Annotated in this window: 23 protein-coding genes and 2 rRNA genes (1 of these 25 cut by a window edge); 2 read left to right on the forward strand and 23 right to left on the reverse strand. The window is 37.4% G+C overall.

Translation table 11 applies throughout. The annotated features are described in order from the left end of the window. The 3 genes from MHB75_RS12050 to MHB75_RS12060 form a co-directional block, all read right to left on the reverse strand. A 23S ribosomal RNA gene (locus MHB75_RS12050) occupies nucleotides 1-182 on the reverse strand (it extends 2,748 nt beyond the left edge of the window). A gap of 361 nt (nucleotides 183-543) precedes the next feature. Next, nucleotides 544-2,091: ribosomal RNA gene (locus MHB75_RS12055) — 16S ribosomal RNA — on the reverse strand. The 16S and 23S rRNA genes sit together here, the layout of an rRNA operon. 514 nt (nucleotides 2,092-2,605) lie before the next feature. Continuing rightward, nucleotides 2,606-3,679, reverse strand: a complete 1,074-nt coding sequence (locus MHB75_RS12060) for a P-loop NTPase (protein ID WP_338838367.1) — start codon at nucleotides 3,677-3,679, stop codon at nucleotides 2,606-2,608. A gap of 298 nt (nucleotides 3,680-3,977) precedes the next feature. Here MHB75_RS12060 and MHB75_RS12065 point away from each other — a divergent pair, with 298 nt between their 5' ends. Both MHB75_RS12065 and MHB75_RS12070 read left to right on the forward strand, forming a co-directional pair. After that, nucleotides 3,978-4,121, forward strand: coding sequence for a hypothetical protein (locus MHB75_RS12065; RefSeq protein ID WP_340997956.1), 144 nt, complete (start codon nucleotides 3,978-3,980; stop codon nucleotides 4,119-4,121). A 6-nt stretch (nucleotides 4,122-4,127) separates the two neighbouring features. Continuing rightward, nucleotides 4,128-4,373 (forward strand): deaminase, encoded by a 246-nt coding sequence (locus tag MHB75_RS12070; RefSeq protein ID WP_340998626.1) that lies wholly within the window; start codon nucleotides 4,128-4,130, stop codon nucleotides 4,371-4,373. Between the two features lie 62 nt (nucleotides 4,374-4,435). Here MHB75_RS12070 and MHB75_RS12075 read toward each other — a convergent pair whose 3' ends face one another. The 20 genes from MHB75_RS12075 to MHB75_RS12160 all read right to left on the reverse strand — a co-directional run bounded on the left by MHB75_RS12075 (nucleotide 4,436) and on the right by MHB75_RS12160 (nucleotide 17,999). After that, nucleotides 4,436-4,966 carry a GNAT family N-acetyltransferase gene (locus MHB75_RS12075; RefSeq protein ID WP_340997959.1) on the reverse strand — a complete coding sequence of 177 codons (531 nt, stop codon included), beginning with the start codon at nucleotides 4,964-4,966 and terminating at the stop codon, nucleotides 4,436-4,438. Between the two features lie 104 nt (nucleotides 4,967-5,070). Continuing rightward, entirely contained in the window at nucleotides 5,071-5,160 is a 90-nt protein-coding gene (gene rpsI, locus MHB75_RS15130) for a 30S ribosomal protein S9 (RefSeq protein WP_445667024.1), read from the reverse strand. Between the two features lie 120 nt (nucleotides 5,161-5,280). Beyond that, nucleotides 5,281-6,126 carry an AraC family transcriptional regulator gene (locus MHB75_RS12080; protein ID WP_101152909.1) on the reverse strand — a complete coding sequence of 282 codons (846 nt, stop codon included), beginning with the start codon at nucleotides 6,124-6,126 and terminating at the stop codon, nucleotides 5,281-5,283. 25 nt (nucleotides 6,127-6,151) lie between these two features. Further along, nucleotides 6,152-6,592, reverse strand: coding sequence for a hypothetical protein (locus MHB75_RS12085; RefSeq protein WP_002383628.1), 441 nt, complete (start codon nucleotides 6,590-6,592; stop codon nucleotides 6,152-6,154). Beyond that, nucleotides 6,589-7,518, reverse strand: coding sequence for a hypothetical protein (locus MHB75_RS12090; RefSeq protein WP_340997966.1), 930 nt, complete (start codon nucleotides 7,516-7,518; stop codon nucleotides 6,589-6,591). The genes MHB75_RS12085 and MHB75_RS12090 overlap by 4 nt, the downstream gene beginning before the upstream one ends. A gap of 389 nt (nucleotides 7,519-7,907) precedes the next feature. After that, complete coding sequence (gene rpsI, locus MHB75_RS15135; protein WP_367304778.1) at nucleotides 7,908-7,982, reverse strand: 30S ribosomal protein S9; 75 nt, start codon at nucleotides 7,980-7,982, stop codon at nucleotides 7,908-7,910. Between the two features lie 169 nt (nucleotides 7,983-8,151). Continuing rightward, nucleotides 8,152-9,075 carry a GNAT family N-acetyltransferase gene (locus tag MHB75_RS12095; RefSeq protein WP_340997968.1) on the reverse strand — a complete coding sequence of 308 codons (924 nt, stop codon included), beginning with the start codon at nucleotides 9,073-9,075 and terminating at the stop codon, nucleotides 8,152-8,154. A 365-nt stretch (nucleotides 9,076-9,440) separates the two neighbouring features. Continuing rightward, nucleotides 9,441-9,833, reverse strand: coding sequence for a 30S ribosomal protein S9 (gene rpsI, locus MHB75_RS12100; RefSeq protein WP_068450183.1), 393 nt, complete (start codon nucleotides 9,831-9,833; stop codon nucleotides 9,441-9,443). Nucleotides 9,834-9,854: 21 nt separating this feature from the next. After that, nucleotides 9,855-10,292, reverse strand: coding sequence for a 50S ribosomal protein L13 (gene rplM / locus MHB75_RS12105; protein ID WP_068450181.1), 438 nt, complete (start codon nucleotides 10,290-10,292; stop codon nucleotides 9,855-9,857). 175 nt (nucleotides 10,293-10,467) lie between these two features. Next, the gene (gene truA / locus MHB75_RS12110) at nucleotides 10,468-11,220 is read right to left on the reverse strand and encodes a tRNA pseudouridine(38-40) synthase TruA (RefSeq protein WP_141275014.1); all 753 of its coding nucleotides are present in this window, start codon (nucleotides 11,218-11,220) and stop codon (nucleotides 10,468-10,470) included. A 15-nt stretch (nucleotides 11,221-11,235) separates the two neighbouring features. Continuing rightward, nucleotides 11,236-12,039 carry an energy-coupling factor transporter transmembrane component T family protein gene (locus MHB75_RS12115; RefSeq protein ID WP_141275013.1) on the reverse strand — a complete coding sequence of 268 codons (804 nt, stop codon included), beginning with the start codon at nucleotides 12,037-12,039 and terminating at the stop codon, nucleotides 11,236-11,238. Further along, on the reverse strand, nucleotides 12,036-12,908 hold the full coding sequence (locus MHB75_RS12120) for an energy-coupling factor ABC transporter ATP-binding protein (protein ID WP_121176048.1): 873 nt from the start codon (nucleotides 12,906-12,908) through the stop codon (nucleotides 12,036-12,038). Before MHB75_RS12120 ends, MHB75_RS12115 begins: the two co-directional genes overlap by 4 nt. Then, nucleotides 12,884-13,729: an energy-coupling factor ABC transporter ATP-binding protein gene (locus tag MHB75_RS12125; protein ID WP_340997979.1), complete on the reverse strand. Its 846-nt coding sequence runs from the start codon at nucleotides 13,727-13,729 to the stop codon at nucleotides 12,884-12,886. Before MHB75_RS12125 ends, MHB75_RS12120 begins: the two co-directional genes overlap by 25 nt. Nucleotides 13,730-14,205: 476 nt before the next feature. Further along, on the reverse strand, nucleotides 14,206-14,586 hold the full coding sequence (rplQ, locus tag MHB75_RS12130) for a 50S ribosomal protein L17 (RefSeq protein WP_068450171.1): 381 nt from the start codon (nucleotides 14,584-14,586) through the stop codon (nucleotides 14,206-14,208). A gap of 56 nt (nucleotides 14,587-14,642) precedes the next feature. Next, nucleotides 14,643-15,587 (reverse strand): DNA-directed RNA polymerase subunit alpha, encoded by a 945-nt coding sequence (locus tag MHB75_RS12135; protein WP_068450169.1) that lies wholly within the window; start codon nucleotides 15,585-15,587, stop codon nucleotides 14,643-14,645. Between the two features lie 125 nt (nucleotides 15,588-15,712). Further along, entirely contained in the window at nucleotides 15,713-16,102 is a 390-nt protein-coding gene (gene rpsK, locus MHB75_RS12140; RefSeq protein ID WP_068450167.1) for a 30S ribosomal protein S11, read from the reverse strand. A 26-nt stretch (nucleotides 16,103-16,128) separates the two neighbouring features. Next, the gene (gene rpsM, locus MHB75_RS12145; RefSeq protein WP_068450165.1) at nucleotides 16,129-16,494 is read right to left on the reverse strand and encodes a 30S ribosomal protein S13; all 366 of its coding nucleotides are present in this window, start codon (nucleotides 16,492-16,494) and stop codon (nucleotides 16,129-16,131) included. 24 nt (nucleotides 16,495-16,518) lie between these two features. Continuing rightward, the gene (rpmJ, locus tag MHB75_RS12150) at nucleotides 16,519-16,632 is read right to left on the reverse strand and encodes a 50S ribosomal protein L36 (RefSeq protein WP_000868344.1); all 114 of its coding nucleotides are present in this window, start codon (nucleotides 16,630-16,632) and stop codon (nucleotides 16,519-16,521) included. A 38-nt stretch (nucleotides 16,633-16,670) separates the two neighbouring features. Next, on the reverse strand, nucleotides 16,671-16,889 hold the full coding sequence (gene infA / locus MHB75_RS12155) for a translation initiation factor IF-1 (RefSeq protein WP_038179110.1): 219 nt from the start codon (nucleotides 16,887-16,889) through the stop codon (nucleotides 16,671-16,673). 456 nt (nucleotides 16,890-17,345) lie between these two features. Beyond that, complete coding sequence (locus MHB75_RS12160) at nucleotides 17,346-17,999, reverse strand: adenylate kinase (RefSeq protein WP_068450164.1); 654 nt, start codon at nucleotides 17,997-17,999, stop codon at nucleotides 17,346-17,348. Between the last annotated feature and the right edge of the window lie 46 nt (nucleotides 18,000-18,045).

An 18,045-nucleotide genomic window follows, 5' to 3' on the forward strand; every position in this document is an offset into this window, starting at 1 on the left:
TGCCATCAAAACGCTATGAATTCACGTTAGGATACTGTTCGATTAAAAACAGTGGGTTCCCCCATTCGGAAATCTCCGGATCAAAGCTTACTTACAGCTCCCCGAAGCATATCGGTGTTAGTGCCGTCCTTCATCGGCTTCTAGTGCCAAGGCATCCGCCATGCGCCCTTAATAACTTAACCTAATTGATTCCAATCTGCTGCGTAATACTTTGTCAGCTACACTTGTTCGAATGCTCATGTACGTATGTACACTCCGCTTCTCACTGCGTTTGCTTTCGCGTCTTACTTGCATCTTGAAATAATTTTCACATAAGTCATTAAGCCTAAAAAATTAAAACTTAATAATTCAAAATCTATAAAAGAAATTTGTGTTTGTGTTACTTTCAATGTCGTTTTATCCAGTTTTCAAAGAACAAGTTTTACTCTGCGACAAGTAATCGCAAGAGCAAGGTTTGAAGATCATTTGCATGAGCCTTCAAAACTAAACAGCAAGTAAGATAATCTGTATAAGACCCAAGGTCTTTTCCGTTATATTCCTTAGAAAGGAGGTGATCCAGCCGCACCTTCCGATACGGCTACCTTGTTACGACTTCACCCCAATCATCTATCCCACCTTAGGCGGCTGGCTCCTTACGGTTACCCCACCGACTTCGGGTGTTACAAACTCTCGTGGTGTGACGGGCGGTGTGTACAAGGCCCGGGAACGTATTCACCGCGGCATGCTGATCCGCGATTACTAGCGATTCCGGCTTCATGCAGGCGAGTTGCAGCCTACAATCCGAACTGAGAACGATTTTATGAGATTAGCTTACCCTCGCGAGTTTGCGACTCTTTGTATCGTCCATTGTAGCACGTGTGTAGCCCAGGTCATAAGGGGCATGATGATTTGACGTCATCCCCACCTTCCTCCGGTTTGTCACCGGCAGTCTCCTTAGAGTGCCCAACTAAATGATGGCAACTAAGAATAAGGGTTGCGCTCGTTGCGGGACTTAACCCAACATCTCACGACACGAGCTGACGACAACCATGCACCACCTGTCACCAATGTCCCCGAAGGGAAAATCCTATCTCTAGGACGGTCATTGGGATGTCAAGACCTGGTAAGGTTCTTCGCGTTGCTTCGAATTAAACCACATGCTCCACCGCTTGTGCGGGCCCCCGTCAATTCCTTTGAGTTTCAACCTTGCGGTCGTACTCCCCAGGCGGAGTGCTTAATGCGTTAGCTGCAGCACTAAGGGGCGGAAACCCCCTAACACTTAGCACTCATCGTTTACGGCGTGGACTACCAGGGTATCTAATCCTGTTTGCTCCCCACGCTTTCGCGCCTCAGTGTCAGTTACAGACCAGACAGTCGCCTTCGCCACTGGTGTTCCTCCAAATCTCTACGCATTTCACCGCTACACTTGGAATTCCACTATCCTCTTCTGCACTCAAGTTCCCCAGTTTCCAATGACCCTCCACGGTTGAGCCGTGGGCTTTCACATCAGACTTAAGAAACCACCTGCGCGCGCTTTACGCCCAATAAATCCGGACAACGCTTGCCACCTACGTATTACCGCGGCTGCTGGCACGTAGTTAGCCGTGGCTTTCTAATAAGGTACCGTCAAGGTACGTTCATTTCCTAACGTACTTGTTCTTCCCTTACAACAGAGTTTTACGATCCGAAAACCTTCATCACTCACGCGGCGTTGCTCCATCAGACTTTCGTCCATTGTGGAAGATTCCCTACTGCTGCCTCCCGTAGGAGTTTGGGCCGTGTCTCAGTCCCAATGTGGCCGATCACCCTCTCAGGTCGGCTATGCATCGTTGCCTTGGTAGGCCGTTACCCCACCAACTAGCTAATGCACCGCGGGCCCATCCTACAGTGACGCCGAAGCGCCTTTCAACTTCAAAACATGTGATTCGAAGGATTATTCGGTATTAGCCCAGGTTTCCCTGAGTTATCCCAATCTGTAGGGCAGGTTGCCCACGTGTTACTCACCCGTCCGCCGCTAAATCAGAGAAGCAAGCTTCTCGTCATTCGCTCGACTTGCATGTATTAGGCACGCCGCCAGCGTTCGTCCTGAGCCAGGATCAAACTCTCCATAAAAGTAGTTTGAAAGCTCATTTGCTTTGCTAGCGTTATCTTTTGATAACAATTGCTTATTCACTTAATGTGATAAGACTTGTTTGTGATTATCTTCTTGCTTGTTTAGTTTTCAAGGTTCATGTTGTTTCGTCGTTTTCTTGTGACGACTTAAAATATCTTAACACATCTTCATTCAAGTTGTCAACAACTTTTTTAAAATGTTTTTTAGTTATTTAAAGCGTCTTTGTTAGCGACTCTTAATATTATAAATGTTTATTATTTATAAGTCAACAACTTTTTAAAAAGAAAGTTTTTCATAAGTTAAAGTAACTTGTTCGAACTGACTTTTACTACTATACGCGCAATTATTATGAAAGTCAATGTTTTTACGAAAAAAAGTTGAACAAAGGAAAAGAAATAGTATGAGAGAAAAGAAATAAGTGTTCTTTCTACTATGATTAAGCGTTTTATTATAAAGAAAAAATCGCGCCAAAGCGCGATTTCTAAATATCTATACACATCTATTCAAGCAATTTTACTGCTCTTGATCTAACTTATCTAAAGCATCAATTACTTTTTGAGCCATCTCTAAATATAATTGTCCTGTAGAATGATTCTTCGCATAAACTGAAGGAGCAAAGTCTTCTTCAAGGATATCTGGTTGGCCTAGTGGAATTTGCGCAAGTAACTCTGTACGTAATTCCTCAGCTAATTTAGGACCGCCGCCTTTACCGAATACATATTCCTTCTCACCCGATACATCTGATTGGAACCATGACATGTTTTCGACTACACCTAAAATGTGGTGTTCTGTTTTAATTGCCATTGCACCAGCACGAGCTGCTACAAATGCTGCTGTCGGATGTGGTGTTGTTACAACGATTTCATATGATTCTGGTAACATTTGGTGAATATCTAAAGCAACATCGCCTGTGCCTGGAGGTAAATCTAATAGTAGATAATCTAATTCGCCCCACTCTACATCGCGGAAGAATTGATCTAATACTTTACCTAACATTGGTCCACGCCATACAACTGGTGCATTGTTTTCAACAAAGAAGCCCATTGAAATCATTTTTACACCAAAGCGCTCTACTGGATAAATGCGATCTTCTTTAATGACAGGCATTGTTTGAACACCCATCATATCTGGAACACTAAATCCATAAATATCTGCATCAATTAAACCAACTTTTTTACCTTGGCGTGCTAGTGCTACTGCTAAGTTAACCGATACAGTTGATTTACCAACGCCACCTTTACCAGATGCGATTGAGATAAATTTTGTTTTATTTAATGGTGAAAGCATACCTTGCGCTTCTGCTGCAGTTGCTTGTCCACGGAATTTTTCTAAAACGGATGCGTCTAACTCAGTGAAACGAATACCTACTGACTTTGCACCTGCTTCTTTTAAAACGTTTACAATTTCCATTTGAAGATTAAGTTGTTCAGGTGTACCTGTCTTTGCTACAGCAATTTTAACACTCACATGTTCTTTTTCTTCTTTGATTGTTACTTCAACAATGCCATCTGTTTCAGCTAATGTTTTATGTAGAAAAGGATCATGTAAAGCACCTACTAATTCACGAACTTGTTGTTCATTGATCACGTCTAACACTCCTTATTTATATAAATCAATATCAATTGTTAGTATAACATATTCATTTATAAAACTATTTATATTTTGCCCACATATTACTACATTACATTTATGTAAAAAAATAGGTTAAAACAACCTCTTTCATTCGAAGTTGTTTTATATTTAATGTAGAAAAGAATCGTCGTCGCTATTCTGTTCGCATGGAAACCATTTGAGATGATATTACGAACTATTGAGAAGAATGTTGCAAAACCATTCCAACCAAAAGATACATTAGTGAGTAAAAAAACAATTTAGGAGAATTCGAATGGAACAAGATATTCTATTTTTACGAAAAGCCATTGAACTAGCCAAACAGGCAAAACAGGAAAAAGACGAACCATTCGGCGAACGACTCGTAAAAGATAGCGTAATCGTCGCTACAAGACAAAATTACGTAAAACGAAATTAGAACCCCATCGCACACGCTGAACTTGAAGCGATTCACACCTATTGCACACAATCTGGAATGACAGATTTACAAGATTACACACTTTATAATAGTTGTGAACCTTGTCCGATGTATATGAGTGCGGCTATCTGGGCAAATGTTGGACGCATTGTTTACAGTGTTCCAGCAAAACAAGCAGCTGAAAAAATCGGCTCAATGTTTCAATTGAGTAGCGAAGGTCTCACCACACATAGCGCAACAAACCAAAATTAATTGGTCCATTACTTCAAGATGAAGGTATTCGATTATTTGAATAAACCAAAAAAGAGCAGTTGCTACTCTAAAGCTCTGCTCTTTTTATATTCATCTGCTAAAATCGCATAATAAAATTCATCCCACCAACCATCAGCCGTTGGAATACACTGTTTAAACAATCCTTCTTTTCGCATACCAATCTTCTCCATAATTCGCCACGATGCGATATTTTCCGGCTGACATGTTGCGACAATCCGGTGTACCCCTAATTCAGTGAACCCATAGTTGATCATTGCCGCAGCTGCTTCAGAAGTATATCCCTTACCTGTATAATAGGGATTCATTACCCATCCAATTTCATATGTATGCTTTCCGAAATATGGCTCAAAAAATAGATGACCCATTAATTGATTCGATGACTTCTCGATGATTGGAAAATACCTTGCCTTCTCTCCCTTATTTTCTAAAATAAAACGTTTCACGTCCTCTTTTGAAAAAACACCTTCTGGTATATAGTGCATCACATCCGCTTGAGATGTATAAGCATATACTGCTTCCACGTCTTCTTCTGTAAACAAACGAAGGATTAATCTCTCTGTTTGAATGTACATCTATATTCCCCCTTTCTCCCACAATACAAATCTCTGTAAAAAAATACAAACAAAAAAGCCACTCCACAAAAGTGAAGTGACTTTTTGAATCGTAAATCGAATGATTAACGTTTTGAGAACTGAGGTGCACGACGAGCTCCGCGTAAACCTGGTTTTTTACGTTCAAAAAACTTTAGGATTTCGTACAGTTGTATAGACTATCGTAAGCATTGATATTAAAGGATTTCTGATTTTTTCGATTGCATAGAATAGCGCCAAATATCACTCAGGGGTAACTAAAAGGTAACTAAATAAACTGCTGGCCGGTGGTTATTTCAATTTTCTTTTTCAACTGGAATCCAAAGTTCCATACTATAATTTTCTTTTTTCATATCTCCTTCAAAATATACTTCTAAATCTGGTTTGCCAGAATGACGGTATCCTTCTTCAGGAAAGAAAACTTCCATTGCGTATTTCCAGCCTTCTTGTATACATTCTGGAACTTTGCCTTTTAATTTAATAATAGCATATTCTGTTTCTTCAATTTCCATAAAATCTAAATTCATTTTTTTATCAATCTCACTCTTTCTAATATCATATGAAGCCATATAATTTAATTTATTCGCTTCATTTGTTATCAAGCATACTCCATATGATTTTCCATTACCAAAATGAGATAATTCTTTATGACTATATCTTTTATATAGCTCTAACCATGCATTTGAACATTGTTCAGCATCAATATTTTCTAAAAGAACGCCACAAACATAAATTGATTTTTTTCTTTGGATAGTAACCTCCATGTCTTTACCACCTCTAACACTGAGGGATAATTGTATAGGTGATATGACTTTATAAGCTAAACCTCTTCTAACGTCACTCGGTGTAACACCATGAAATAATTTAAACGCATGAGTGAAAGCATCAGAAGATTCATAACCATATTTTATGGCTACATCAATTATTTTTATATCTGAACTCCTTATTTCTATTGCAGCTTTAGACAATTTTCTTAATCGCATATATTCAGATAAAGTCATATTCGTTAAAATTGAAAATAATCTACTGAACATTGCATACGAATAAGTTGATAATCGAGTAATTTCAGCTTCATCAATTTCATCATCAAGAACATTTTCAATATAACGAATGGTATCGTTAAATGATTTAATGATTACCATAAACAATCTCCTTGCTTAATCTATTTTATTGTTTAACTGGTACCATTATATCAAGAATATTTCTAGCTTTATACTGTTCAATGAAGGGTAATGACCAATCAATTTGTTGATCATAGTTACTTATAAGCAAATTATATGCAGGACCTATTTTCTCATAAAGTTCAGGAGGCTCATAATTTAAACGTAATCTCATAAAAGTACCTCCTTCAAACATAAAAGTTTTAAATCCAAATGTATCTCCATTATCTTCTTCTTTAACAATCGAACACATTCGATATTTGTTTTTTTCATCATAATCTAAACCTAAAAGCTTACGCCCTGTAAGAGATGGAAATTTCGCTTCAAATTCCGGCCAACCTTTCTGCTGATCTTCTATGCTATTGTCAATCTCTGAATAAATTAAATGAAGCTTATCTATTTGAACTTTCTGTACATTACCTAATTCTGTTTTTAATATTTCATTCATAGTTTTTCCTCCTCATAATTAATACATAACTGTTTAAACTTATTATCTAATATTGATATTTCTTTTAAAGTATTTGATAATTTCTTGAACTCTTTATTCACACTTTCAATATGTGCTTTACTAAAATTGATTGCTATCTTTTCTTTAATCAATGCCTTCTCTTTATCAAATTCTCTTAAAAAATTACTTATATAAAGATTTCTAACAGATGCCAATCTAAAACTAAAGTATTTATGCATTTCTTCTTGCATTTCATTTAGACCATTTTGAAATATTGCTTCTGCATAATTTTCTATTACATTTTCTTCACTATGCATATATCTAGTTTTGATAATACTTATTACCGAATTATATATTTTTCTATCACAAGGTTCTGATACTTTTTTTAAGTTGCCCCACATTGAAAAAGATCCACGTTTATATTCAATATTTTTAGCTTCCCAAGATTTAATAAACTCTTTAAGAGGCACTTTCATAAATGGAAATCCTGCCGGATCATGTAAATAGATATTACTTTTTACAAATTTCGTTATACATACAAAGTGATCGACACCTAATAAATCACTATGATTTGGATTATATTTTAAATACCCCATATCTATTGGCCCAGCAATTACACTTCCATTTTCCAAATATTTATTGAGTTTGTGTATTACTTCTTCTAAAACATTTACCTCAATATCTTCTACATAAAATTCCTCAAATCCATACCCCAAAATATTCAGAGTATTGGAAATTGATTTATCAGGTAATCCATTATCAAAATATACCAATGGATATTGTGAGTCATTGTTAATTAAAGTTGCTCCATTTCCCATAGACATAATAGCTTCAATGTACTCAATAGTGTATTCATATCCATATGATTCCAATAACATCAACAAAGAATTACTATAACACAATGATGCATCGCCAAAATATTTCATACCATCCCTCCATACATACACCATATAAAATAATAGAGAAATATTATCTATTAAATTTGTACAGAAATTATAGGAAGGAAGTTAATTTAATATTCAATAAGTATATACACATTCAAAAAATATGTAATATGTATAAATACCAGAGAAAAACTAGGTCATTTCATATAGTTTCAAACAGTTTCATATCATTGATTTTTAAGCAAGCTTCACACAAAATAGTTCCCCTAGGGGTAACTAAAAGGTAATTGAATACATCAATAAAACCACAAAAAAGCACTCTTTGGAATAATCCAAAGAGTGCTTTAAACGTTGATTCAATTGAACACAAATTGCTGACGCAATTTGCGTACCAAATCTGTAAGCGAACAAGTTCGCAACAGCTTTGCCAATTAACGTTTTGAGAACTGTGGTGAACGACGAGCGCCTTTAAGACCTGGTTTCTTACGTTCAAAAAACTTTAGGATTTGCTACAGTTGTATATACTGTCGTACACATTGATATTAAAAGGATTTCCAATTTTCCCGATTGCATAGAATTGCATCAAATATCACTCAGGGGTAACTAAAGTGTAACTAAATAAACTGCTGGCCGGTGGTAAATATTTATGTTTTGAAATTTACCTATGAGTGGAAATTATTTGATACACCATAACTCAATTTCAATTTTTAATTCCGGCATCGCAAGAGCTGGCACATAAACAAATGTCATAGACGGATTATTCTTACTAAATATTAAATTCCATTTAGAATTGAAATAGTCCCAATTTATTTTTTCAGTAGCATAAATATTTACTTTTAAAACGTTGGATGGATTAATACCCTCATTTACTAGAATTTGTTGAATATTATTTAGACAATTTTCGACTTGCTCATTTAATCCAACAGGTATATTACCGAGTACATCGCAACCTACTTGTCCTGATGTTACTAATAATCTTTTATTACTTGAAACTTCCGTTAAGTGACTATATGGCCCTAGCGGAGAGGATAAAAAGAATGGATTTTTTCTAATTACTGTATCATTTTTTTCATAAGCTCTTTGTTCTTCTTTTAAAATTCCAAATACATAACTACTCGTCCATTCACCCTTATTCCAGTAATCTTTTATGAAATGAGCTTCTTTTCTCATACCTACTTTTAAGCATAATTTCTTAGAAGCTATATTTCTATCGTCACAGACTGCTTGAATTCTATGCACCTCATAGTTATTAAATATATATTCAAGCATTACTAATAGCGTTTCAGTTGCATATCCTTTGCCACTAAAATCTTTTGAAAAACTAAATCCAACTTCAATCGTTTGTTTCATTCCTGTGTGCCATGCATGAAATACACCAATTACTTTATCATTAAAAGAAACAGCTAAGTTTACAGCACGATCTTTATCTAAATCACTTTTTATGAGCAGATTATTAAAATTCACTTCTTTATTGGTTTCATCCCAAGCATAATGTAATAAATATTTACATGTTTCTTCATTTTTATAAATTTGATAAACATCATCTATGTCACTTGCTTTAAAATTTCTAACTACTAATCTTTCAGCTTTAATATACATATTATCATCATCCCTTTAAAATTTTAAAAAAGTACAGACTTATCCCTTGTTTAAAATTTTAAAAGAAAATAGCAATGTTAAATCCATATCCAATTCCCAATGATTTAATTGATCTTTTTTTCATATGGATTTCCTCCTATATATATTTATATAATTATAGCATTGTTAACTTTATGAATAAATATCATCTTTAAAAAATAGAATTAGAGATAATAATAACTATAAAGATTTCAAAAAACATCTAGTTTTTAACGTGCTAAAAATATGTAATTGTCAACCAGGGGTAACATCTATGTAAAAACCATATAAAAAAGCACCTCTCGAATATTTTCGAGAAGTGCTGTAAACGTTGATATAACTTGCGATTAACGTTTTGAGAACTGAGGTGCACGACGAGCGCCGCGTAAACCTGGTTTTTTACGTTCTTTCATACGAGGGTCACGAGTAAGTAATCCTGCTGATTTAAGAGCTGGACGGAAATCAGGGTCAACAGTTAGTAACGCACGAGCGATACCGTGGCGAATAGCGCCAGCTTGACCTGTGAATCCACCACCGTTCACGTTAACGTGAACATCATAGCTACCTAGAGTTTCTGTAGCTACTAATGGTTGTTTAATAACTTCGCGTAAAGATGCGAATGGGACGTAGTTTTCAACGTCGCGGTTGTTGATAACGATTTTACCTTCGCCTGGTACTAAACGTACGCGGGCAGTAGAGCTTTTACGACGACCTGTGCCGATATATTGAACTTGTGCCAAGGGAATATCCTCCTCTATTAATTATCCGCGAAGCTCGTAAGCTTCTGGTTTTTGTGCTGCATGTGGGTGTTCTGCACCTGTGTAAACGTGAAGTTTACCGAACATTTGACGACCTAAAGAGTTTTTAGGAAGCATGCCTTTTACTGCTAGTTCCAACATTTGAGTTGGGTATTTTTCTTTCATTTCGCCAGCAGTACGAGTTTTTAAACCACCTGCAAATTGCGTGTGACGGTAGTAAATTTTACCTTGTAATTTATTACCTGTTAACTCGATTTTTTCAGCGTTGATGATGATTACATGATCACCTGTATCAACGTTTGGTGTGAATGTTGGTTTGTTTTTACCACGTAAAATAGCAGCTACTTCTGAAGCTAAGCGACCAAGAGTTTGGCCTTCAGCGTCTACAACTAACCATTTACGTTCTACTTCGTGACCTTTAGCCATGAATGTTGTACGCATTTTAGTATCCTCCTACTAACTAATTGTTCTATAGTTCTGTTCCAATTGTTTTCTTTATCCTCAAAAGCTAAGATTCGGGGCTTATCTTGTGGGGTAATGAAAATACCATACGTTATCTTATAATAAAAAACGATGAAAGTCAAGTGCTTTAAGTAAAACACCAGGTGATGTTGTTTCACTGTGGATAATGAACTTTTTCAAGGTATAAACCTTGTGCTGGCGCGGTTTTACCGGCTTTTGAACGGTCCATCGAAGCAATGGTGGCAGATAATGTATTCACATCTCTTTTACCAATACCTACTTCCCATAATGTACCCGCAATAATGCGCACCATGTTATATAAAAAGCCATTCCCCTCAATGGTCATGTGCAATTCTTCATCATGCCATTCAAAGTTAATTGCATGCACTGTACGTACTTTATCTTTTACTCCTGTATTTGCTGCACAAAAACAAGAAAAGTCATGTGTACCCAAAATATACTGTGCTGCTTCTTTCATTAAAGTCACATCTGGTTTCACCCCATTGGTGGGTGTTGCATAAAAACGTCGAAATGGATTTTGAATCTTTTCACAAGACCAAATATAGCGATAACGTTTTCCACTCACACCATAGCGCGCATGAAAATCATCTGCTACTTCCTCTATTTCTAACACACGAATATCTCGTGGTAATTGAACGTTTAATGCGTGTGCATAACGATCAAGGGGAATGGATAAAGTCGTATCAAAGTGTAGTACTTGACCAGTTGCATGTACACGAGCATCTGTACGACCACTCGCTACTACATGCACGATTTCATCACTCTTATGCATCGCTGTCAGTACTTTCTCAATTTCTTCTTGGACTGTTCGCTGTTGAGGCTGAACCTGATATCCTGCGAAATTTGTACCGTCATATGCAATTGTAGCTTTCATTCTTCTTTTCATCGTTATGCAAGTCTCCTAATAATAAATTCTTAAATAAATTAAAATGGCTGCTAATACTACAAATACAACCATCGCAATTGTATCGCGCCCCGTCCATTTCAACTGACGATAACGCGTTCTTCCTTCACCACCACGATAGCCTCTTACTTCCATCGCTGTAGCTAAGTCCTCTGCTCGTTTAAATGCACTAACGAACAATGGAATCAATAATGGTACAACTGCTTTAATACGCTCTTTAATCGGCCCTGACGTTACATCTGAACCTCGTGCCATCTGTGCTTTCATAATTTTATCTGTTTCATCCATTAATGTTGGAATAAAACGTAGCGCAATCGACATCATCAATGCTAATTCATGCACAGGTACTTTAATTCTCTTTAATGGATTCAGCAATGTCTCTAAACCATCTGTAATCGAAATAGGCGATGTTGTTAAAGTTAAGATGGATGTAACAAATACTAAAACTAAGAATCGAATCGAAATAAAAATCCCTTGTTTCAATCCTTCTTCATAAATCTTCACAAAACCAATCTCAACTAATAAATCGCCACCTTTTGTAAAGAATACATGGAGTAAAAAGGTGAAAATCATCAAAATTAAGACCGGCTTCAACCCATTAATTAAAAAGTACAAACGAATACGTGATACAAAGACAATAAAGAAAGTAAATACAACAAGTGCAATATAAGCTGGAATGTTATTTGCCACGAATACAATAAAGATGAAAGCAAAAACGAAAATCAATTTTGCACGTGGGTCCATCTTATGTACAAATGAATCCCCTGGAATAAATCGTCCGAAAATCATTTTTTCCATCATGATTGATCACGCTCCTCACGTACAAGCTGACCAATCTCTTTTGCTAATTCTTCTTCAGTTAGACATAGCGTATTCAACTTTCGTCCAATTTTCGCCTCTAATTGCTTTTGGAATTGAATAATGTGTGGCACTTCCAAACGATAAGCAGCGAGCTTCTCTGCATCGCTAAATACTTCTCTCGGGGTACCATGTAATACGCTCTCCCCGTCATACATAATTGTAATCGCATCTGCATAACGTGCTGCATCTTCCATACTATGTGTCACAAGAATCATCGTTAGATTCTTCTCATGGTGTAGACGATTGAACAACTCCATAATCTCTTGGCGGCCACGAGGATCAAGTCCTGCTGTTGGCTCATCCAACACAATAACTTCTGGGTCCATCGCTAACACACCTGCAATCGCTACCCGACGCATTTGACCACCCGACAAATCAAATGGTGACTTTTCTAATATCGCTGGTGGTAAGCCCACTACTTCAATTAATTGACGCGCGCGCTGTTCTGCTTCTTGCTCTGGAACACCGAAGTTCATCGGACCAAAACAAATATCTTTCAAAACCGTTTCTTCAAACAGTTGATGTTCAGGAAATTGAAACACGATCCCTACTTTTTGACGTACAGCACGTAAATCTTTCTCTTTCTTACCTGCCACAATCGTCTTTTCACCAATTTGAATTTGTCCTTCAGTTGGTTTTAAAAGCGCATTTAAATGTTGTAGAACCGTTGATTTACCCGATCCTGTATGACCAATAATCGCATGGAAAGTGCCATTTTCAATTGCAATATTCACATCATGTAATGCTCTCTTTTCAAAAGGCGTATTTTGAGCATATGAAAAACCTACTTCTTGAAGTTTGATATCCATAGATCTTCCACCAACTCTCTCTCCGACATATGTGTTCCTTCTAACGAAACACCTTCCTGCATTAATAGATGAGCCATCTTCATTGCGAATGGTAAATCTAATCCCAATGTGATCAACTGGTCACCCAATGCAAAAATCTCTGAAGGTTTTCCTTCTGCAAACTTCTCACCTTGATTCATGAATAAAAGACGGTCTGCTAAAATCGCTTCTTCTAAATCATGTGTAATTGATAAAACCGTCAAACCGGTTTCTTCTCTTAATGTACGAACTGTATCTAAAACTTCTTGTCGCCCTTGTGGGTCTAACATCGAAGTCGCTTCATCTAAAATTAATAATTTCGGTCTTAATGCTAACGCACCCGCAATCGCGACACGCTGCTTTTGACCACCAGATAAATGTTGTGGTTCATGATTCATGAAACCCGACATTTTTACTTGCTCTAACGCCTGCTCAACTCGACTCACCATATCTTCATATGGTACCCCATTATTTTCTAACGCAAAAGCAACGTCATCTTGTACAGTTGCTCCAACAAATTGATTATCTGGATTTTGAAAAACCATGCCCAGTTGTGAACGAATCGACCATAGATTTTCTTCGTTCATTGGCATACCAAAAATTTCTACTGTTCCTTCTTGTGGAAACAATAAACCATTCATGATTTTGGCAATCGTCGATTTACCCGACCCATTATGACCAACAATGGCAATCCATTCGCCTTGTTCTACAGAAAATGAAACATCTTCTACAGCATTTTTCACTTCTGGCTGCTCCAGATCATATGTGAATGTTATGTTTTGTAAAGATAAAATCTCCGTCATATGACCATCTCCTCGTGCTAGTTTACTAATCTCTGCTCATCTCTTTACGTTACACTGTTTTCTCTTTAAATGCTAGACAGAATTTTCTATGTATAAATAAACGAGGCTACCTAAAAGCCTCCGTAAGACGTCCTTCTCGAACTGTTAAGATGAAAAAACTTATGTTATAAGATTTTTGTCATTCAACTCAAAAAAACGTGCAACTTGGAAGTTTTTAAATAGCCTCGTGCATTAATGCAATAAAAAAGCGCGCACCCCATTCAAGAGAAATGCGCAATAATCGAATATTCTCACCTTCTAAGGTTGCTCAGACCTTAGAGTGAATGGGGTGCGTAGAGCTAAACGAGACAGCACTTATGTCCGCTCATCATAACGCTCGGCTTTTAAATTTGTCGTATAAATCTTGTTTTTATAAAAAAGAGGGTGCAAAGTTCATTTGCGTGAACAAGTACACCCTCCATCGCATTTCGCAATGATTAAACTAGTTCAATCACAACTACAGGCGCACCGTCACCACGGCGAGGTCCCATTTTCATAATGCGAGTATAACCGCCTTGACGGTCAGCGTAGCGTGGTGCTACATCATCAAACAATTTTTGTAATGCAAAAACTGTTGATTCATTACCTTCAGCGTCAGTGATTGTAGCCACTTCACGACGAATGTATGCTGCCGCTTGACGACGAGCATGTAAATCACCGCGTTTACCTAAAGTAATCATTTTTTCTACAACCGAGCGTAATTCTTTCGCACGCGTTTCAGTTGTTTGAATACGTTCGTTAATGATTAAGTCAGTTGCTAAATCACGTAACATCGCTTTACGTTGAGAACTTGTACGTCCAAGTTTTCTGTAACCCATGGATGTTTCCCTCCTTCGTTCAATTACTGATCATACATTTTTTTATATAAAATCGCTTAGTCTTCTTCTCGTAATCCTAAACCAAGCTCTTCTAACTTAGCTTTTACTTCTTCAAGTGATTTACGACCTAAGTTGCGAACTTTCATCATATCATCCTCAGACTTATTAGCAAGTTCAAGAACAGTATTGATACCAGCACGTTTTAGGCAGTTGTAAGAACGAACAGAAAGATCAAGCTCTTCGATAGTCATCTCTAATACTTTTTCTTTTTGATCTTCTTCTTTTTCAACCATGATTTCAGCTGTTTTAGCTTCATCAGTTAAACCAACGAAGATATTTAGATGCTCGGTTAAAATTTTTGCTCCGAGCGAAATCGCCTCTTTAGGACCGATGCTGCCATCTGTCCACACATCTAGTGAAAGTTTGTCGAAATCAGACGATTGTCCAACACGAGTATTCTCCACAGTGAAGTTGACGCGTGAAACTGGAGTGTAAATAGAGTCGATCGGGATAACGCCGATAGGAAGATCCTCGCGTTTGTTTTGATCAGCTGGAGTGTATCCACGTCCACGTTGTGCGTGCATACGCATACGCAAATGACCGTTTTTAGCAACAGTTGCGATATATAGATCTGGGTTTAACACTTCCACATCACTGTCATGCATGATGTCAGCAGCTGTGATAACACCTTCGCCTGCAAAATCAATTTCAATAACTTTTTCTTCGTCAGAGTAAATTTTCAATGCAAGTTTCTTTAAATTCAAAATGATTGAAGCAACATCTTCAACTACACCCTCAATAGTAGAGAACTCGTGAAGTACGCCGTCAATTTGAATAGAAGTTACAGCAGCGCCTGGTAAAGAAGACAGCAGAATGCGACGTAGTGAATTACCCAAAGTAGTACCATAACCACGTTCAAGTGGCTCTACAACAAATTTGCCATATTTAAGGTCATTACTGATCTCAACGGTTTCAATCTTTGGTTTTTCAATTTCGATCATTCAATTTACCCTCCTTAAAAACATCGAATATATATCTATTTCAACATAAAATCAAATGTCAATCAATCTTTACGATATTAAATATATGTGTACATTAAATCTAGTCGACAAGACAAGAAACTTAATTATACGCGACGACGTTTTGGTGGGCGGCAACCATTATGAGGAACTGGAGTTACGTCTTTAATAGCTGTAACTTCTAAACCTGCAGCTTGAAGTGCACGAATAGCAGCTTCACGACCTGCACCAGGACCTTTAACAGTTACTTCTAATGTTTTTAAACCGTGTTCCATTGCAGTTTTAGCAGCAGTTTCTGCAGCCATTTGAGAAGCGAATGGAGTAGATTTACGTGATCCACGGAAACCTAATGCACCAGCAGAAGACCAAGAAATAGCGTTACCTTGTACATCTGTGATGGTTACGATTGTATTATTAAATGTAGAACGGATGTGAGCGATACCAGATTCGATATTCTTTTTCACACGACGTTTACGTGATTGTTGTTTACGTACCATGTTAAGAAGAAACCTCCTTTACTTAATTATTTTTTCTTGTTCGCAACAGTTTTACGAGGACCTTTACGCGTACGCGCATTGTTCTTCGTATTTTGTCCACGAACTGGTAAACCACGACGGTGACGGATACCGCGGAATGAAGCGATCTCCATTAGACGTTTAATGTTAAGTGAGATTTCGCGACGTAAGTCACCCTCTACTTTATACTTGTCTAATTGTTCACGGATTTGGTTTAATTGATCTTCAGTTAGATCTTTTACACGAGTATCTTCTGAAACACCTGCGTCTGCAAGAACTTGCTTAGCAGTTGTGTTACCGATACCGTAAATGTATGTTAATGAAATTACAACGCGTTTTTCGCGTGGAATGTCAACACCAGCAATACGTGCCATGTACGATGTGCACCTCCTTTAGAATTATCCTTGTTTTTGTTTGTGTTTAGGATTTTCACAGATTACCATTACTTTACCGCGTCGACGAATAACTTTACATTTTTCGCAGATCGGTTTTACTGATGGTCTTACTTTCATCTTAACCTAACCTCCTTAGTGGTCCGGAGTGCAAAAGATTATTTAAAACGGTATGTGATACGACCGCGTGTTAAGTCATACGGAGATAATTCAATTGTAACTTTATCTCCAGGTAAAATACGGATAAAGTGCATACGGATTTTGCCAGATACATGAGCTAGCACTGTATGACCATTTTCTAATTCTACCTTAAACATCGCGTTTGGCAAAGTTTCAACAACTGTACCTTCGATTTCAATTACATCGTCTTTCGCCATCGAGCCTGTCTCCCTTCTATATGCAATTCAGGTTCTCATCGTCAAATTCAAACGGAATTTGCTGCAAGCTTCATCTTAAACAAGATAATTCGCATCAACAATGGTTTGGTTTATGAGGATGTTCGAAAGACGTTCATCAGGTTTCGCATCTCATAATCCCAGGATAATATGTCCCCGGAGAACCTTGTATCCCTTCATGTCAACACGATCACCCGGAATGTCCTAGATGAGATCCTGCATACCTGTTAAAAACAGATACTTTTCACGAAACCCATTATACCCTGTTCGAATACTGATTGCATCTAGGAAAAAGGGTATCCTTTAAACGAAACAATCCATTCTTCAGTGCATAGACCGGGCACAATATGCTTTTGCAGCTCTCGAAAATTAACTTTCCGTTGTGCCACCGCATACTACCTTGCCTCAGCAAAATCAATGCGCCCGAGACACGGGTTATTAGTTGCGGCTGCTCTGTAAAAGAGCGTCTACATCAGCAAACACTTTACCGATTTCTTGATCGCCATTAATGTTTGTTAAAACATTTTTAGCAGCGTAGAAATCTAATAATGGTTGTGATTGCTTAATATTTACTTCCAGACGGTTATTAACTGTCTCTGGATTATCGTCTGCTCTTTGATAAAGTTCTCCTCCATCTTTATCACATTTTCCTTCCTCTTTTGGAGGGTTGAAAATTAAATGATAAGATGAACCACATACTTTACAGATACGACGACCTGTTAAACGTTTAACCAGATCTTCTTTAGCTACTTCAATATTTACCACATGTTCAATTGATTTACCTAAATCAGCTAGAATTGCATCTAGTGCTTCAGCTTGCTCAATTGTACGTGGGAAACCATCAAGTAGGAATCCTTGGTTACAATCAGGTTGGCTTAAGCGCTCGCGAACGATACCAATCGTTACTTCATCCGGAACTAAAGAACCGTTATCCATAAACGATTTCGCTTGTAAGCCTAATTCCGTACCGTTACTAATAGCTGCACGGAACATATCGCCTGTAGAAATATGAGGGATATCGTACTTCTCAACAATTTTGTCTGCTTGAGTACCTTTACCAGCACCAGGCAAACCCATTAAAACGATATTCATACGGTGAGCCCCCTCTTTCAATTATGATGGTTCAAAGGAACGAAAA

It is taken from the genome of Kurthia sp. FSL E2-0154 (genome assembly GCF_038003625.1).
GTDB classification, from domain to species: domain Bacteria; phylum Bacillota; class Bacilli; order Bacillales_A; family Planococcaceae; genus Kurthia; species Kurthia gibsonii.

Bases quoted from the DNA above. Each gene is read 5' to 3' on its own strand.
- rplQ (WP_068450171.1), bottom strand. From the start codon at position 14,586: ATGGGTTACAGAAAACTTGGACGTACAAGTTCTCAACGTAAAGCGATG.
- infA (WP_038179110.1), bottom strand. From the start codon at position 16,889: ATGGCGAAAGACGATGTAATTGAAATCGAAGGTACAGTTGTTGAAACT.
- rpmJ (WP_000868344.1), bottom strand. From the start codon at position 16,632: ATGAAAGTAAGACCATCAGTAAAACCGATCTGCGAAAAATGTAAAGTT.
- MHB75_RS12090 (WP_340997966.1), bottom strand. From the start codon at position 7,518: ATGAAATATTTTGGCGATGCATCATTGTGTTATAGTAATTCTTTGTTG.
- MHB75_RS12085 (WP_002383628.1), bottom strand. From the start codon at position 6,592: ATGAATGAAATATTAAAAACAGAATTAGGTAATGTACAGAAAGTTCAA.
- MHB75_RS12115 (WP_141275013.1), bottom strand. From the start codon at position 12,039: ATGATGGAAAAAATGATTTTCGGACGATTTATTCCAGGGGATTCATTT.
- rpsK (WP_068450167.1), bottom strand. From the start codon at position 16,102: ATGGTACGTAAACAACAATCACGTAAACGTCGTGTGAAAAAGAATATC.
- MHB75_RS12120 (WP_121176048.1), bottom strand. From the start codon at position 12,908: ATGGATATCAAACTTCAAGAAGTAGGTTTTTCATATGCTCAAAATACG.
- MHB75_RS12160 (WP_068450164.1), bottom strand. From the start codon at position 17,999: ATGAATATCGTTTTAATGGGTTTGCCTGGTGCTGGTAAAGGTACTCAA.
- rpsM (WP_068450165.1), bottom strand. From the start codon at position 16,494: ATGGCACGTATTGCTGGTGTTGACATTCCACGCGAAAAACGCGTTGTA.
- MHB75_RS12125 (WP_340997979.1), bottom strand. From the start codon at position 13,729: ATGACGGAGATTTTATCTTTACAAAACATAACATTCACATATGATCTG.
- truA (WP_141275014.1), bottom strand. From the start codon at position 11,220: ATGAAAAGAAGAATGAAAGCTACAATTGCATATGACGGTACAAATTTC.
- MHB75_RS12080 (WP_101152909.1), bottom strand. From the start codon at position 6,126: ATGGTAATCATTAAATCATTTAACGATACCATTCGTTATATTGAAAAT.
- MHB75_RS12075 (WP_340997959.1), bottom strand. From the start codon at position 4,966: ATGTACATTCAAACAGAGAGATTAATCCTTCGTTTGTTTACAGAAGAA.
- rplM (WP_068450181.1), bottom strand. From the start codon at position 10,292: ATGCGTACAACATTCATGGCTAAAGGTCACGAAGTAGAACGTAAATGG.
- MHB75_RS12095 (WP_340997968.1), bottom strand. From the start codon at position 9,075: ATGTATATTAAAGCTGAAAGATTAGTAGTTAGAAATTTTAAAGCAAGT.
- MHB75_RS12135 (WP_068450169.1), bottom strand. From the start codon at position 15,587: ATGATCGAAATTGAAAAACCAAAGATTGAAACCGTTGAGATCAGTAAT.
- MHB75_RS12065 (WP_340997956.1), top strand. From the start codon at position 3,978: ATGGAACAAGATATTCTATTTTTACGAAAAGCCATTGAACTAGCCAAA.